General features: G+C 64.7%; 15 protein-coding genes. 8 read left to right on the top strand and 7 right to left on the bottom strand.

Annotated features, from left to right (window positions below; genetic code table 11):
* Positions 1-19: 19 nt before the first annotated feature.
* The 6 genes from B0G83_RS19735 to B0G83_RS19760 form a co-directional block, all read right to left on the bottom strand.
* Positions 20-649 carry a TetR/AcrR family transcriptional regulator gene (locus B0G83_RS19735; RefSeq protein WP_105509078.1) on the bottom strand — a complete coding sequence of 210 codons (630 nt, stop codon included), beginning with the start codon at positions 647-649 and terminating at the stop codon, positions 20-22.
* A 230-nt stretch (positions 650-879) separates the two neighbouring features.
* Positions 880-1,194 (bottom strand): hypothetical protein, encoded by a 315-nt coding sequence (locus B0G83_RS19740; RefSeq protein ID WP_105509079.1) that lies wholly within the window; start codon positions 1,192-1,194, stop codon positions 880-882.
* A gap of 193 nt (positions 1,195-1,387) precedes the next feature.
* Positions 1,388-1,717 (bottom strand): chaperone modulator CbpM, encoded by a 330-nt coding sequence (locus tag B0G83_RS19745; RefSeq protein WP_105509080.1) that lies wholly within the window; start codon positions 1,715-1,717, stop codon positions 1,388-1,390.
* Positions 1,705-2,697 carry a DnaJ C-terminal domain-containing protein gene (locus tag B0G83_RS19750; RefSeq protein WP_105509081.1) on the bottom strand — a complete coding sequence of 331 codons (993 nt, stop codon included), beginning with the start codon at positions 2,695-2,697 and terminating at the stop codon, positions 1,705-1,707. Before B0G83_RS19750 ends, B0G83_RS19745 begins: the two co-directional genes overlap by 13 nt.
* Positions 2,698-2,839: 142 nt before the next feature.
* The gene (locus B0G83_RS19755; protein WP_105509082.1) at positions 2,840-3,529 is read right to left on the bottom strand and encodes a CBS domain-containing protein; all 690 of its coding nucleotides are present in this window, start codon (positions 3,527-3,529) and stop codon (positions 2,840-2,842) included.
* A 91-nt stretch (positions 3,530-3,620) separates the two neighbouring features.
* Entirely contained in the window at positions 3,621-4,670 is a 1,050-nt protein-coding gene (locus tag B0G83_RS19760) for a zinc-dependent alcohol dehydrogenase family protein (RefSeq protein WP_105509083.1), read from the bottom strand.
* Between the two features lie 312 nt (positions 4,671-4,982).
* Between B0G83_RS19760 and B0G83_RS19770 the strand changes: the two genes are divergently transcribed.
* The 6 genes from B0G83_RS19770 (at position 4,983) to fnr (ending at position 11,245) form a co-directional block, all read left to right on the top strand.
* Positions 4,983-6,635, top strand: coding sequence for an oleate hydratase (locus B0G83_RS19770; protein WP_374954928.1), 1,653 nt, complete (start codon positions 4,983-4,985; stop codon positions 6,633-6,635).
* 92 nt (positions 6,636-6,727) lie between these two features.
* Positions 6,728-7,564, top strand: coding sequence for a universal stress protein (locus tag B0G83_RS19775; RefSeq protein ID WP_105509085.1), 837 nt, complete (start codon positions 6,728-6,730; stop codon positions 7,562-7,564).
* Between the two features lie 354 nt (positions 7,565-7,918).
* Positions 7,919-9,193, top strand: coding sequence for a PAS domain-containing sensor histidine kinase (locus B0G83_RS19780; RefSeq protein WP_258167992.1), 1,275 nt, complete (start codon positions 7,919-7,921; stop codon positions 9,191-9,193).
* Positions 9,190-9,837 carry a response regulator transcription factor gene (locus B0G83_RS19785; RefSeq protein ID WP_105509087.1) on the top strand — a complete coding sequence of 216 codons (648 nt, stop codon included), beginning with the start codon at positions 9,190-9,192 and terminating at the stop codon, positions 9,835-9,837. Before B0G83_RS19780 ends, B0G83_RS19785 begins: the two co-directional genes overlap by 4 nt.
* Before the next feature lie 153 nt (positions 9,838-9,990).
* The gene (locus B0G83_RS19790; protein ID WP_105509088.1) at positions 9,991-10,422 is read left to right on the top strand and encodes a response regulator; all 432 of its coding nucleotides are present in this window, start codon (positions 9,991-9,993) and stop codon (positions 10,420-10,422) included.
* Positions 10,415-11,245, top strand: coding sequence for a fumarate/nitrate reduction transcriptional regulator Fnr (fnr, locus tag B0G83_RS19795; protein ID WP_105509089.1), 831 nt, complete (start codon positions 10,415-10,417; stop codon positions 11,243-11,245). The genes B0G83_RS19790 and fnr overlap by 8 nt, the downstream gene beginning before the upstream one ends.
* Before the next feature lie 34 nt (positions 11,246-11,279).
* Here the strand turns inward: fnr and B0G83_RS19800 are convergent, their stop codons facing one another.
* Complete coding sequence (locus B0G83_RS19800) at positions 11,280-11,471, bottom strand: DUF2964 family protein (RefSeq protein WP_105509090.1); 192 nt, start codon at positions 11,469-11,471, stop codon at positions 11,280-11,282.
* A 255-nt stretch (positions 11,472-11,726) separates the two neighbouring features.
* Between B0G83_RS19800 and B0G83_RS19805 the strand changes: the two genes are divergently transcribed.
* Complete coding sequence (locus B0G83_RS19805; protein ID WP_105509091.1) at positions 11,727-12,239, top strand: sigma-70 family RNA polymerase sigma factor; 513 nt, start codon at positions 11,727-11,729, stop codon at positions 12,237-12,239.
* A gap of 12 nt (positions 12,240-12,251) precedes the next feature.
* On the top strand, positions 12,252-13,247 hold the full coding sequence (locus B0G83_RS19810) for a FecR family protein (RefSeq protein WP_105509251.1): 996 nt from the start codon (positions 12,252-12,254) through the stop codon (positions 13,245-13,247).
* Positions 13,248-13,249: the final 2 nt, after the last annotated feature.

Genomic DNA, 13,249 nt, shown 5'->3' on the forward strand with positions numbered 1-13,249 from the left:
CCAGAAATGGGAAAAAATTTTAGAGCAGCGCGCGCATCGTCATTTCAACGACCGGCACGAGATCTTTCTCGTGAAAGTTCGCTTTACCCAGCACGCGAAAGCCTTGAATCACGCACAACAGGAAGGTGCTGACGGCCTGTTCGTCGAGCGTGGAACTGAATTCTCCGGCTCGCTGACCTCGCACCACGGCAGCAGCAAGGTGCGCGGCGATACGGCGCAAGGTGGATTCGATATGCGGACGTAACGCTTCATCCGCCGGTAGCAGTTCGATGACGGCGTTCGTGATGAAACAGCCATGCCGTTGCGACAGTTTCGCGGACACCTTGGTGTAATGCAGTAATGCCTGGCGCAACGCCTGTTGCGGTGACTTCGCCGCTTCGAGCCGCTCTTTCACGCGGGCCACCGCCCCGTCCGCATATTGACCGAACGCGGCGACGAGCAGACCGTGTTTGTCACCGAACGCGCTGTAAAGACTGGCGCGGAATAGACCCGTGGATTTGCACAGCGTTTCGATCGACGTAGCGTGATAGCCCTGCTGCCAGAAGACCCGGCCAGCCGCTCGCGTGACTTCGTCGATATCGAATTCGCGCGGGCGTCCACGCTCGGCGGAAACGGACGATGAAGATATGGGCGGGCTGTGTCGTGGCATGGTGTTCGGATATTAAGACTGATCGTTCCATAAAGCAAGCGGAGTTGAAAACTGCGGCCATCAGACTCGCGGGCGCAGGGATCGCCGTTTTTTCTAGTTCCACCCTTAACGTAAATACGAAACCTAAGTCCCATGCAGGACCGTCTGATCGTCATCGAGGCGCGCGTGAAACAGGTTCGCACGCAGATCGACGAGATCGGGACGCGGGCATCCAGATCGTGCGGCGCGCGCTAGAAGAACCGCTGCGTTAGTTGGCGACGAATGCGGGCGAAGAAGCCAGCGTCGTGGTCGCGCAGGTTATCGTCATGAATCGCATAGCGTCGCGCCACGGCCGAGCGGAACGCCATCGGCGAGATGGTCGCAACGCCGAACACCATCGCGCAGATCGCCCCCGCCGCAACAAGCCGGAAGGTAGGCGTCTGAAAATACGCCTCTGGCACGCCGAACGCACAGATCGACACCAACGCGCCCACCTGAATGACAACCGCGGACATCGACGCGGTCACCAGATAAGCGCGCAACCTGACGGTAGTGGAAAGCTTCATGTATTGCTGCCCGATAAGCAAAACGCGACGAGCGTTGCGCGCGCAACCAACCGTCCCGAACGACGGAACTGTCCAGGCCAGCGCAGTACGCACATCAACCGACGTTGCAGCCTATCAAGCGAACCTTAATGGAACCTGATGCGGCATAAATCCTCGCCGCATGAATACCCCAATCATTAACCGAACAGGACGTCTAAGGCGCACGCGGCCGTTTCGCGCGCGCACGCAGCGCCTCGATTTCATCGAGCAGATCCAGCGCAAGCGCCACGCCGGGCGCATTGATCTCAAGATCGTGAGCGAGGCGTTGCGCGGTCCGCACGCGCCGTAGCGCGACGCCGCTGAAGCGCCATTCCTCGGGCCGTTCGCCGGCCGGTTCGAACACGCCTTCGGAGACCCACAGCGTCATCTCTTCCACCGACGCCCCGCTCACCCGGCACAATTCGACCAGCGTGAATTCGACGTTTTCATCGACGATCTGGCCTTCCATGTAAGTCGTCACAATGGTCTCCTTCACGATGATGATCCATGAAAGTGCGCGCGCGGATCGAAACCGGAGGCCCGACGCAGGGTGTCGTAAGCGGCCTTGACGGCGTCGCCGTCCGCCGGCGGCAGCACGAGATTCAGAATCACGTACAGATCGCCCGGCGGGCTGGCGGGAATACCCTTACCTCGCAGCCTGAGGCGCCGTCCGCCTGCGGAACCGGCCGGCACCGTCATCTCGACCGAGCCGTCGACGATCGGCACCGTGACTTGCGCGCCGAGCGCCGCTTCCCACGGCGCGACCGGCAACTCGATCGACACGTCGCGCCCATCCACGCGAAAACGCGGATGCTCGCGAAAGCCGACTTCGAGGTAGAGATCGCCCGCGTTGTCGGGCGTCGAACCGGGACCGCCCTGACCCGCCAGCCGCAGGTGCTGCCCCGCGCGAATGCCTTTCGGAATGGCGACATCGAGCGTGCGCGTTTCCAGCGTGACATGGCCTTGTGCGTCGACCACCGGCATCTGCAGGGAAAGGGAGCGCTGCGCGCCCCGATAGGCGTCTTCTAGATCGATCAGCACCTTCGCGTGATGATCTTCGCCGCGCAGGTCGAATGCGCGATGCTGCGCCTGCGCGCCGTGTCGGCCCTGCGGGTCGCGCGCGCCGCCACCGCCGAACATTTGCTCGAAGAACGAATGGAAATCGGCCTGCGCGCCGGCCTCGTCGCTCGCGCCGCTGCCGCCGCCGCTGCCACGAAATTCGAAGCCCTCGTCCCAGTTCGGCGGCGGCTGAAACTCCTGACCGTTGCGCCATTCGCTGCCCATGCGATCGTAGGCCGCGCGTTTTTCCGGATCCTTGAGCACTTCGTAGGCCTCGCCCAGTTCCTTGAAGCGCTCTTCGGCGTTGGCCTCCTTGCTGACGTCCGGGTGATACTTGCGCGCGAGCTTGCGATACGAGCGTTTGATATCGTCCTGAGACGCACCGCGCTCGAGAGCAAGCACCTCGTAATAGTCCTTGTATTTCATCCTGGCGGCAGCTCCTTGAGGTCAGGAAGCAGCGGCGCGGTGCCCGCGCGCCGCACGGCAGTCACCGTTTTACTTTATACCAATCTGGGCGCCCCGCCAGTGGCGCAGCCCATATCGAAATCCGCCACGCGGGGGCATGTCGTCAGATGCCGGGCAGCACGGGGTAAGGCTCCGTGTGGTCCTCCACCCGCTTCACACCCGGAATCCCTTCAGCCGCCACCCGCACCGCCTCGACGGCTTCCATCGAATGGAAAACGCCCCACAGGTGGATCACGCCGTCCGTCACCACGACGTTGCGCCCCGCGAACGCCCACGTATGACCGGCCAGTTCGCCCAACAGCATCGCGCGGATCTCGCGGTCGGAGAAGGCGGTGTCGGGGATGGATTCCTCGGGCAGGCTCGCCAGCGCCTGAACCAGGTTGGCGCGGCTGACAATGCCCGTCAGTTGGCCGCCTTTCGTCACCGGCACGCGTTTGATGCGCCGCGTTTCGAGCAGGTTGGCGATCTCGCCGAGCGGCGTGTTTTCGTCGACCGAGACCACGGGCGTCGACATGATGTCCCGCACGTGCAAGGCGTGCGATTTGACGTAGCCGCGAGCGTCGTCGTTCGCGGAAAACAGGTCGAGCCATGACGACCGGCGACGCTGTTCGGTGCCGAGCTCCACGCGGTGCAGCAGATCGCCTTCGCTAATCATGCCGACCAACTGGCCGGCTGCATCGACCACGGGCGCGCCGCTGATCCTGCGCTCCACGAAAATGCGCGCGACTTCGCGCACGGTCATGTCGGGTTTGACGGCAATGACGTTACCCGTCATCACATCGGCTGCACGCATGATGAATCTCCCAGACTGTTGCGTTGAATGTGTTGCCGCACGCACACGACGCGCGGCGCGTTGCTTGAGCACGACCGTGAGGCTGGACGACTCACGGCAGTGACGACACTTCGATAATCACTTTCAGCGCATGCGTTTCGGCCGCGCGGCTGAAGGTGTCGTACGCGCCGATCATGTCCTCGAGCTGGAAGCGATGCGTGATGAGCCGCGTGGGATCGATGCGGCCCGCACGCACGGTCTTCATCAGCATCGGCGTGCTGACCGTGTCGACCAGGCGTGTGGTGATCGAGATGTTGCGGTCCCACAGCCTGTCGAGATGCAGATCGGCCTTGACGCCGTGTACGCCGACGTTGGCGATCACGCCGCCCGGCGCGACCAGCGCTTCACACAGCTCGAAGGTTGCGGGCACACCGACCGCTTCGATCGCGCAGTCGACGCCGATCTGCCCGGTTAGCGCCAGCACCGCGTCGATCGGATCGACCCGGCCGCTGTCGATGCATGCCGTGGCGCCGAAGCGGCTCGCCACCTCCAGCCGGTTCGGGTCGATATCTATCATGACGATCTGGGCCGGCGAATAGAGTTGCGCGGTCAGCAGCGCGGCAAGGCCGATCGGCCCCGCACCGACGATCGCCACGGTGCTGCCGGGCTGGACCTTGCCGTTCAGCACGCCGCACTCGAAGCCGGTCGGCAGAATGTCCGACAGCATCACCAGCGCTTCCTCGTCGGCGCCGGTGGGAATCGGGTACAGACTCGTTTCGGCGTGCGGGATACGCACGTATTCGGCCTGGGTACCGTCGATCCGGTTGCCGAGAATCCAGCCGCCGGTGGTGCAATGCGAGTACATCGCGCGGCGGCAATAGTCGCAGCGTCCGCACGACGAGATACACGAAATCAGCACACGGTCGCCAGCCTTCAGCGTCGACACCGCCGCGCCGACCTCCTCGATCACGCCGACGCCTTCATGGCCGAGCACGCGTCCCGGTTCGCAGCTCGGCACGTCGCCCTTGAGGATGTGCAGATCGGTGCCGCAAATCGTGGTGCGCGTCATGCGCACGATCGCATCCGTGGGTGCGAGCAGTGTGGGCAGCGGCCGTTCGTCGAGCGACTTCTTGCCGGGACCGTGATACACGAGTGCTTTCATGTGCTGCCTCCGTGGTATGCAATGAGCAATGAGCTTGCAGGACTCGCCTGCAAAACAAGCCTTAAAAACGAGCCTCAAAACGAATTTGCGCTCCAGCACTGCAAACCGGGCCCGCGACACATCCGACTTTAAGCTCGCCCACGCCCGACCCATTGACGTGCATCAAGCGATCCCCTGGCCCGCACGCGCCTTGATCGCCGCGACCGTTGCTTGATCCAACGCAAGCGCCTCGATGCGGGCCGCGCGTATGTTGAGCTGACGTCCGCTGTCCGCATTGGGGACATGGCGGCGCTTATTACAAGGACCTCCCTCGTGCAAAAAACCGATCCGCTTCACGCTGCACCCCGCCACGCCGACCCCACTATCGCCCGACTCGACCCACCCACCGACGCGGCGGACGGCCAGTTCTATCTGGTCGGCGGCGGCATCGCCGCGATGGCGGCCGCGGCCTTCCTGATTCGCGACGGACGCGTGCGCGGCCGCGACATCACGATTCTGGAAGCGCTCGACAAACCCGGCGGCAGCCTCGACGGCGCGGGCACGGCGCAAAGCGGTTACGTGGTGCGCGGCGGGCGCATGCTCGAAAGCAAGTATCTGTGCACCTACGACCTGTTCTCGTCGATCCCCACGCTCGACGACAGCAAGAGCGTCACCCAGGAAATCTTCGACTGGAACGAGACGATCCGCACCTCGTCGACATCGCGGTTCATCAGGAACGGTCGGCGCGAAGCCGCACCCGCGTACGGGCTCGACGAGAAACATCTGCTCGCGCTGGGCCGCCTGTCGATCGAACCGGAAAAGATGCTCGCCGACAGCCGGATTGCCGACCACTTCGACGCGTCGTTCTTCGAGACCAATTTCTGGCTGATGTGGTGTACGACTTTCGCGTTTCAGCCGTGGCATGGGGCGGTCGAATTCCGCCGCTATCTGCTGCGTTTCGCGCATATGTCGGCGGGCTTCAACCAGTTGCACGGCATCATGCGCACGGTCTACAACCAGTACGAGTCGATGGTGCTGCCGCTGCGCCGCTGGCTCGACGGTCACGGCGTGGTTTTCGAAGCGGACACCTGCGTGACCGATCTGCTGATCGACGAAACGGGCACGCTCAATCGCGTGCGCGGGCTCGTCTGCGACACCTCGCAGCGGCGTGTCGAGTTGCCGGTCGGCCCCGCCGACAAGGTGATCGTCACGCTCGGCTCGATGACGGCCGCGTCGAGTCTTGGCGGCATGGATCGCGCCGCACCGTTGAACACGGTCGACAGCACAGGCGCCTGGCATTTGTGGAAACAAATCGCCGCCGGCCGGCCCGAGTTCGGCCATCCCAGCGTGTTCGCCGATCACACGGATGCGTCGAAATGGCTTTCCTTCACCGTGACGCTGCGCGACCCGACGCTGTTCCGGCTGATCCGCGATCTGACCGGCAACGTGCCGGGCGAAGGCGGCCTGATCACGTTTGCGGAATCGAGCTGGCTGGCGTCGATCGTGTTGCCGCACCAACCGCATTTCATCGGCCAGCCGGACGACGTGCAGGTGTTGTGGGGCTATGGCCTACGCGTCGGCGAGCCGGGCGATTTCGTCGGAAAGCCGATGCAGGATTGCACCGGTCGAGAAATCCTGACGGAGATGCTCGGGCATCTGCGGATCGACGCCGAGGCCACGCGGATTCTCGATCACGCCAACTGCATTCCGTGCATGATGCCGTTCATCACGAGTCAGTTCCTGCCGCGCAAACGTGGCGACCGGCCGGCGGTGACGCCGGAAGGCTGGCGCAACCTCGCCTTCATCGGGCAATTCTGCGAGTTGCCCGATGACGTGGTGTTCACCGTCGAGTATTCGGTACGCTCGGCGCAGAACGCCGCTTATGCATTGCTCGATCTCGATCGGGCAGCGCCGGCCGTCTACAAGGGGCAGCACGATCCGCGCGTCGTGCATCGGGCGTTCTCGGCGCTGCGGGACCGGACGTAAAGAGCGTGATCTGGATCAACGCCGCGCGGCCTCGCGCTCATAGACTCAGGGCACACGTTCGTGCGTCGTACGTTCACTTTCGGAGCCTTGACATGAGCTACAGGACCCTCGTCGTTCATCTGGATACGAGTCTGCGCGCGCATCCGCGTCTCGAACTCGCGATCACCCTCGCCAGACAGTTCGGCGCGCATCTGACCGGCGTGTTTGCGCTGTACACGCCGAATCCGCGTTCGCTCGACGTGATGTCCGGCGCGTCCGGCTATTTCGAGGCGCATCAACAGTTGCGTGCCGAGCGGCGCGGCGCGCTCGAACGGCTCTTTCACGCCGAATTGAAGCGTGCCCAGGTGCCGGGCGAATGGCTCGCCACCGATCAGTCGGCCGCGCTCGCCATGCCGCAACTGGCCCGTTGCGCGGACCTGATCATTGCCGGTCAGGACGATCCGCAAGATCCTGAGGCATACGTCGGCGACAATTTCACGGCTAACCTCGTGCTGTCCGCCGGCCGGCCGGTGCTGCTCGTGCCGTACGCGGGCAGCGTCGCGGCGACCGGAACACACGTCATGGTCGGCTGGGACGGCAGCCGCGAAGCCGCCCGCGCGGTCCACGACGCGCTGCCGTTCATGCGTTCGGCCACGCGTGTCACGGTCGTGACGGTGCACGGCGCACATCGCGATGCGGCTGCGCGGATTCCGGCAGCCGACATGGCCATGGCGATCGCGCGGCATGGCGTTCATGTCGAGACCCGCGACGTCACGGTCGATTCGGAGGCGTCGATCGGCGATACGCTGCTGTCGGAAGCGGCCGGACTCGGCGCGGATCTGCTGGTGATGGGCGGTTATGGCCGAACGCGCTGGCAGGAACTGGTGCTGGGCGGCGCGACCCGTACCGTGATGCAGTCGATGACCTTGCCGGTGCTGCTGTCGCATTGACCCGGCGAGCCGGGTCGGCATGCCGGGCGCACTGGTACGAATCGCGCAAATCGCGGAAAATGCGCGGAGCGGGTACGGGCCGCGTATTCCATGAAGATGCACCGCGTGGCCATCGCTGATCTAGCGGCTAACTGTTATTGATCGCTGGCCGCGTTCTTCTGTCGCGAACCCGCGCCGTTTCTGATCCGCCTCGCGCTGCTATTGGCGCGACTCGCGAATCGCTCTTTACTCCAGGAGGCGTCCATGCCCTGTCGCGGTAAAACGCCCCTTGAGGCGGCATCGCTATCGTCTGCGGCTGCTCGCGCACCCAACGCACAGCGCTTGCGTCGCCCCGCCTTGATCGCGGCGACGACCTTGGCCGTCGCACTCGCCATTGCGTTTACCGCGTGGCAGTGGGCCGTTTCCAGTTTCGCCGGCGACACGCCCACGGCCGCTCACACCCTGCTGGCCGCCTACGTGATCGCGGCCTGCCTGCTCTGCGCGCTCGCGTTCGTGCTCGCCCTGCAACACGGCGGCTCCAGTGCAAGGAACGAGGCGCTCGACCAGTCGAGCCTGAACGAAGCACGCATGATGGGCATCATCCGTTCGTCGATGGAAGCCATCATCACCGTCGACGAGCGGCAGAACATCGTCATCTTCAATCCCATGGCCGAACATGTTTTCGGTTGCAGCGCGCACGAGGCGATCGGCGCGTCGCTGGCGCGCTTCATCCCCGAGCGGTTTCGGGCGGGCCATGACCGGCATGTTGCGCAATTCGGCGTCACCGGCGTCTCCGAGCGGCAAATGGGCAAGCAGCAGCGCGTGCTGTTCGGCCTGAGAAGCAACGGCGAGGAGTTTCCGATCGAGGCGTCGATCTCGCAGGTGCGCGACGGCGACAGCAAGCTCTACACGGTGGTGCTGCGCGACATCACCGAGCGCTTTCAGGCGGAAAGCGCGCAACGCAAATCGCGCGAGGAACTGCGCGAACTGTCGGCCAATCTGCAAAAGGTGCGTGAGGAAGAGAAGACCCGCATTGCCCGTGAATTGCACGACGACCTCGGCCAGCAATTGACCGCGCTGAAAATGGACCTCTCGTCGGTCGAGCAGGCACTTGAAACCCGCGCCGACCCCGAGGTGTTGCAACAGCTCGGCGGCATGCGTCGGCTGATCGACGCCACGGTCGCCTCGGTGCGGCGTATCGCCGCCGACCTGCGGCCGGTCATGCTCGACGATCTAGGCCTGATTCCCGCGATCGAATGGCTTGCCAACGACTTCACGAACCGCTACGGCATCGACGTGGATCGCGACGTCGAGGTCGGCGAAGCGAATTTCACACCGGCCGGCGCAACCACGTTGTTCCGTATCGTGCAGGAAGCGCTGACCAACGTCGCGCGTCACGCGGAGGCCACGCTCGTCACGCTCACCGTGCGGCTGGACACGGACACCTGCATCGTGCGGATCGCGGACAATGGTCACGGCGCGAGCCGCGCCACCGCGCCCGCCGAAAAATCATTCGGCCTGCTCGGCATACGCGAACGCGCGCACATGCTGGGCGGCACCGTCGACATTCACACCGCTAACGGCCAGGGTTTCGCGCTGACGGTGCGCTTCCCGGCCTCGGCCGTGCAACAGCAGGAGATGCAAACATGATTCGAGTGCTGATAGCCGACGACCACGCGCTGGTGCGCGACGGTCTGCGGCATATCCTGCGCAACGCCAACGGCTTCGAAGTCGTCGGCGAGGCCAACGACGGCGCGAGCGCGATCGCGCTGGTTCGCGCGCAAGCCGCCGAGGTGCTCGTACTCGATCTGTCGATGCCAGGGCGCAACGGCGTCGAGCTGATCAAACAGATCAAGGAGGAAATGCCGGCGTTGCGGATTCTCGTGCTGACCATGCACGCCGAACAGCAATACGCGGTGCGCGCATTCAAGGCGGGCGCGTCGGGTTATCTGACCAAGGAGAGCGCCAGTGCGGAGCTGGTCGCGGCGGTGTCGAAGGTGGCGTCCGGCGGTGTCTACGTGAGCCTTGCCATGGCCGAGCGTTTCGCGCAGAGCCTGAACGAGCCGGCCGACACGTTGCCGCATCAGCGGCTGTCGGATCGTGAATTCGATGTGTTCCGCCGCATCGCCGCCGGCCAGACGCTCACCGAGATTGCCGGCGACCTGTGCGTCAGCAGCAAGACGGTCAGCACGTACAAGACACGCATCTTCGAAAAAATGCAGATGCCGCACGAAGCCGCGCTGGTGCGCTACGCGCTGCGCCACAAACTGCTCGGCGACGACGACGAAATCTGATTCGCCGCTCTTGCGCAACACTCCCGCTGTTCTGCTGCATTCAACTTTCAAGCTGCTCGTGTAGGAAATCCCCTACACGACTTCCCTCTCGCCTACCTGAAGTTCGTTCAGCGCCGATTTATTTTTGAGATAGCGCGCCCGATACTTCCAGCCATGAACTCAAGCCCGTCACAGTATGCGTTGCGCGTGTTCCTCGTCGAGGATGCGCTGGCCATTCGGGCGCGCATGGCGGCCCGTCTCGGCGCGATCGAGGGGGTCGAAATCGTCGGCGAAGCCGAGGAGCCGGAAGCCGCCTTCGCGGCGATCGGCGCGAGTGCCGCCGACGTCGTGGTGCTCGATCTGCGCCTGGCTGGCGGCACCGGCCTGGAGTTGCTGCAGCGCCTGACGCAGCGCAACTCGCCGGTCGTCACGATGGTGTTGACGAACCATTCCGGCGCCTGGTTCCGGCAAGCCTGCCTGACGAACGGCGCGCGCTACTTTTTCGACAAGACGAGCGAATTCGAGCTTGCCTGCCACGCGATCAAACGACTTGCCCACGCGCATTCCGCACGGGATCTCTATCACCTGGGAGCACACCATGTCTGATGTTGCCGACTACCTTGAAACCCGGCCGCCGACGCCGAGCGCGGCTGTCGTGCCGATCGTGCCGATTGCGGCTTTAACGGGCACCGCCTCGTCGCCGCAAGCGAAACGGGCCGACCTCGCCGCCCCGGACGCGAAGCGCGCCGGCGTGCCCTGCTCGAGTTGCGCGATGCATTCCTTCTGCATGCCCGAAGGGTTGACGAGCGCCGAGGCGGAGCGCATCGAAGCGTTGATCTGCCCGTCGCGCACCATCAGGAACGGCGAGACGTTGTTCCGCACCGGCGACCCGTTCCAGAGCCTCTATGCGGTGCGCGCGGGCTCGTTCAAGACCGTCGTGATGCATCGCGACGGCCGCGAGCAGGTGACGGGCTTTCATCAGGCGGGCGACATGCTCGGCCTCGACGGCGTGTGCTCAGGCCATCATAGTTGCGACGCGGTGGCGATCGAGGACAGTCAGGTCTGCATCATCCCGTTCCATCTGCTAGAAGCCATGTGCCGCGACGTCAAGGTCGTGCAACAGCACGTGCACCGCATGATGGGCGGCGAGATCGTGCGGGAAGCCACGCTGATGATGCTGCTCGGCACGATGTCCGCCGAACAGCGCGTCGCGACCTTCCTGCTGAACCTGTCGGGCAAGCTGCAGAAACGCGGCTACTCGCCCGCCGAATTCCATCTGCGCATGACGCGCGAGGAGATCGGCAGCTATCTCGGCATGAAGCTCGAAACCGTCAGCCGGATGTTGTCGAAATTCCAGAAAGACGGTCTGGTCGACACGCACGGCAAACAGATCCGGATTCTCGACATGGACGGTTTGCGCCGCGTCTAGCCGCGAAGGGGCAACAGGACGGCAATGCGGAGATTCAAGCGCTGTCGTGGGGCGTCGGAATCAGCAGCGCGACGAAACCGATCGCGCCGATCACCAGCGCCGCCGCGCCGAAGTGAATGAAGCTGGGGCTGTCGTCCAGCAGGCCGCGGATCGCCGCGCCGATCCCCGCTAAAGCCGTGAACACCGCCACCACCGCGCAAACGATTCTGGGTTCGCCACTGACCATGATGTCCTCCTGACCCGAGGCACGCGAGGCCCGGCGCGGATGGCGTCCGCGAGCCGGCGAGTCGACGTCGAGAGATCATCATCGGCCTGTTGACGGCCGAACGGTTGATTTGCGGCAAAGAAATTTGGGCGGCCCGGCCGATCGATTCACCGTCCGGACCACGAGCATCACGCCGGACAATTTGAGATGATATGATGCGAATCATTCTCATTTACAGAGGCGCCGCATCGCTCGATCTGGCGTACACGGCACGCCATGGCGGCAAACAATTCGACCTTGCATCACGAGATGCAGGCGCTCTACACCGATCACCACGGCTGGCTCCATGCGTGGCTGCGCCGGAAGCTCGGTTGCGCGCACCGCGCGGCCGATCTCGCGCACGACACCTTCGTGCGTCTGCTCGCCCGTGACGAGCCTCTGTGTCTCGAGGAACCGCGCGCGTTTCTGACCACGGTCGCGCAACGCGTCATGGCCAATTACTGGCGTCGCGAGCAGATCGAGCGGGCTTATCTGGAGGCGCTGGCGTGTGTGCCCGAAAGCGTCGCACCGTCGCCGGAAGAACGTGCGCTGCTGCTCGAAGCACTGTGCGAGATCGACAGTTTGCTGGAGAGTCTGCCGGTTGCCGTCAAGCGGGCTTTCCTGCTGGCGCAACTCGACGGCCTGAGCCACGCCGAGATCGCCGCCCAGCTAAAAATCTCCGTTTCCACCGTGAAACGCCATCTGGTGCGCGCCGGCGCGCAGTGTTTCTTCGCGCTGAGCGCCGCGTAGCCGATGGCCGGCATGAACGCCAGCGCGCGTCCCGACATTCCGCGGCACGTGGCGCTACGCGCCGTCGAGTGGTGGATGGAACTGCAATCCGGCGAGGACACCCGTTCGCGCCAACTGGAGCTTGCGCGTTGGCGTGCCGAGCATCCCGACCATGAACGTGCGTGGCAGCATCTGAGCGACGTCAGCGGCCGTTTCCGCAGCCTCGCCGACGCGACCGACGACGCCCACGGCGCAGCCGCCGCGCGCGCCGCGTTGACGCGGGCCGGTTCATCGCGACGCCGCGCGGGCGCCAAGGCGCTGGCGATTCTGCTATTCACCGGCAGCGCGAGCTGGCTGGCCGGCGAACAACTGCCATGGCGGGCGTGGAACGCCGACGCGCGCACCGCGTCCGGTGAGCGTCGCACGCTGACGCTCACCGACGGCACGCGCGTGACCCTGAACACCGACAGCGCGATCGACATCCGCTTCACCAGCGCCGAGCGGCGCGTGCGGCTGGTGCAAGGCGAAATCATGGTCGCGACCGGTCATCCGAACGGTGAAAACCGCCCGTTTACGGTCGAAACCGCTCAAGGCACCTTGCAGCCGCTCGGCACGCGCTTCGCGGTGCGGCAACTCGGCGCGACCAGTCGCCTCGACGTCTTCGAAGGCGCCGTGCGGATCGCGCCGTTCGACGCCCAAGCCCTCGCGCCGGTTCTACGCGCTGGCCAACGCGCGCGTTTCACCTGCACCGACGTCAGCGCGCCGGAGCCGCTCGACGACAACGCCGCGGCGTGGACCGAAGGTCTGCTCGTCGCGAGCGGCATGCGGCTCGACGACTTCGTTGGCGAGCTCGCGCGCTATCGCAGCGGGCATCTGGGTTGCGATCCCGACGTGGCCGGTCTGCGGCTGTCGGGCACCTTCCCGCTGGCCGACACCGAGCGCGTGCTCGATACGGTGGCGCGCACCTTGCCGGTCGAGGTCGTGTTCATCACGCGTTATTGGGCAACGGTGCGCGCGTCGCGCGGCTGAGA

The organism is Paraburkholderia sp. BL21I4N1 (genome assembly GCF_002973525.1).
Classification (GTDB): domain Bacteria; phylum Pseudomonadota; class Gammaproteobacteria; order Burkholderiales; family Burkholderiaceae; genus Paraburkholderia.

Bases quoted from the DNA above. Each gene is read 5' to 3' on its own strand.
- B0G83_RS19735 (WP_105509078.1), bottom strand. From the start codon at position 649: ATGCCACGACACAGCCCGCCCATATCTTCATCGTCCGTTTCCGCCGAG.
- B0G83_RS19740 (WP_105509079.1), bottom strand. From the start codon at position 1,194: ATGAAGCTTTCCACTACCGTCAGGTTGCGCGCTTATCTGGTGACCGCG.
- B0G83_RS19750 (WP_105509081.1), bottom strand. From the start codon at position 2,697: ATGAAATACAAGGACTATTACGAGGTGCTTGCTCTCGAGCGCGGTGCG.
- B0G83_RS19755 (WP_105509082.1), bottom strand. From the start codon at position 3,529: ATGCGTGCAGCCGATGTGATGACGGGTAACGTCATTGCCGTCAAACCC.
- B0G83_RS19760 (WP_105509083.1), bottom strand. From the start codon at position 4,670: ATGAAAGCACTCGTGTATCACGGTCCCGGCAAGAAGTCGCTCGACGAA.
- B0G83_RS19775 (WP_105509085.1), top strand. From the start codon at position 6,728: ATGAGCTACAGGACCCTCGTCGTTCATCTGGATACGAGTCTGCGCGCG.
- B0G83_RS19785 (WP_105509087.1), top strand. From the start codon at position 9,190: ATGATTCGAGTGCTGATAGCCGACGACCACGCGCTGGTGCGCGACGGT.
- B0G83_RS19790 (WP_105509088.1), top strand. From the start codon at position 9,991: ATGAACTCAAGCCCGTCACAGTATGCGTTGCGCGTGTTCCTCGTCGAG.
- fnr (WP_105509089.1), top strand. From the start codon at position 10,415: ATGTCTGATGTTGCCGACTACCTTGAAACCCGGCCGCCGACGCCGAGC.
- B0G83_RS19800 (WP_105509090.1), bottom strand. From the start codon at position 11,471: ATGGTCAGTGGCGAACCCAGAATCGTTTGCGCGGTGGTGGCGGTGTTC.
- B0G83_RS19805 (WP_105509091.1), top strand. From the start codon at position 11,727: ATGGCGGCAAACAATTCGACCTTGCATCACGAGATGCAGGCGCTCTAC.
- B0G83_RS19810 (WP_105509251.1), top strand. From the start codon at position 12,252: ATGAACGCCAGCGCGCGTCCCGACATTCCGCGGCACGTGGCGCTACGC.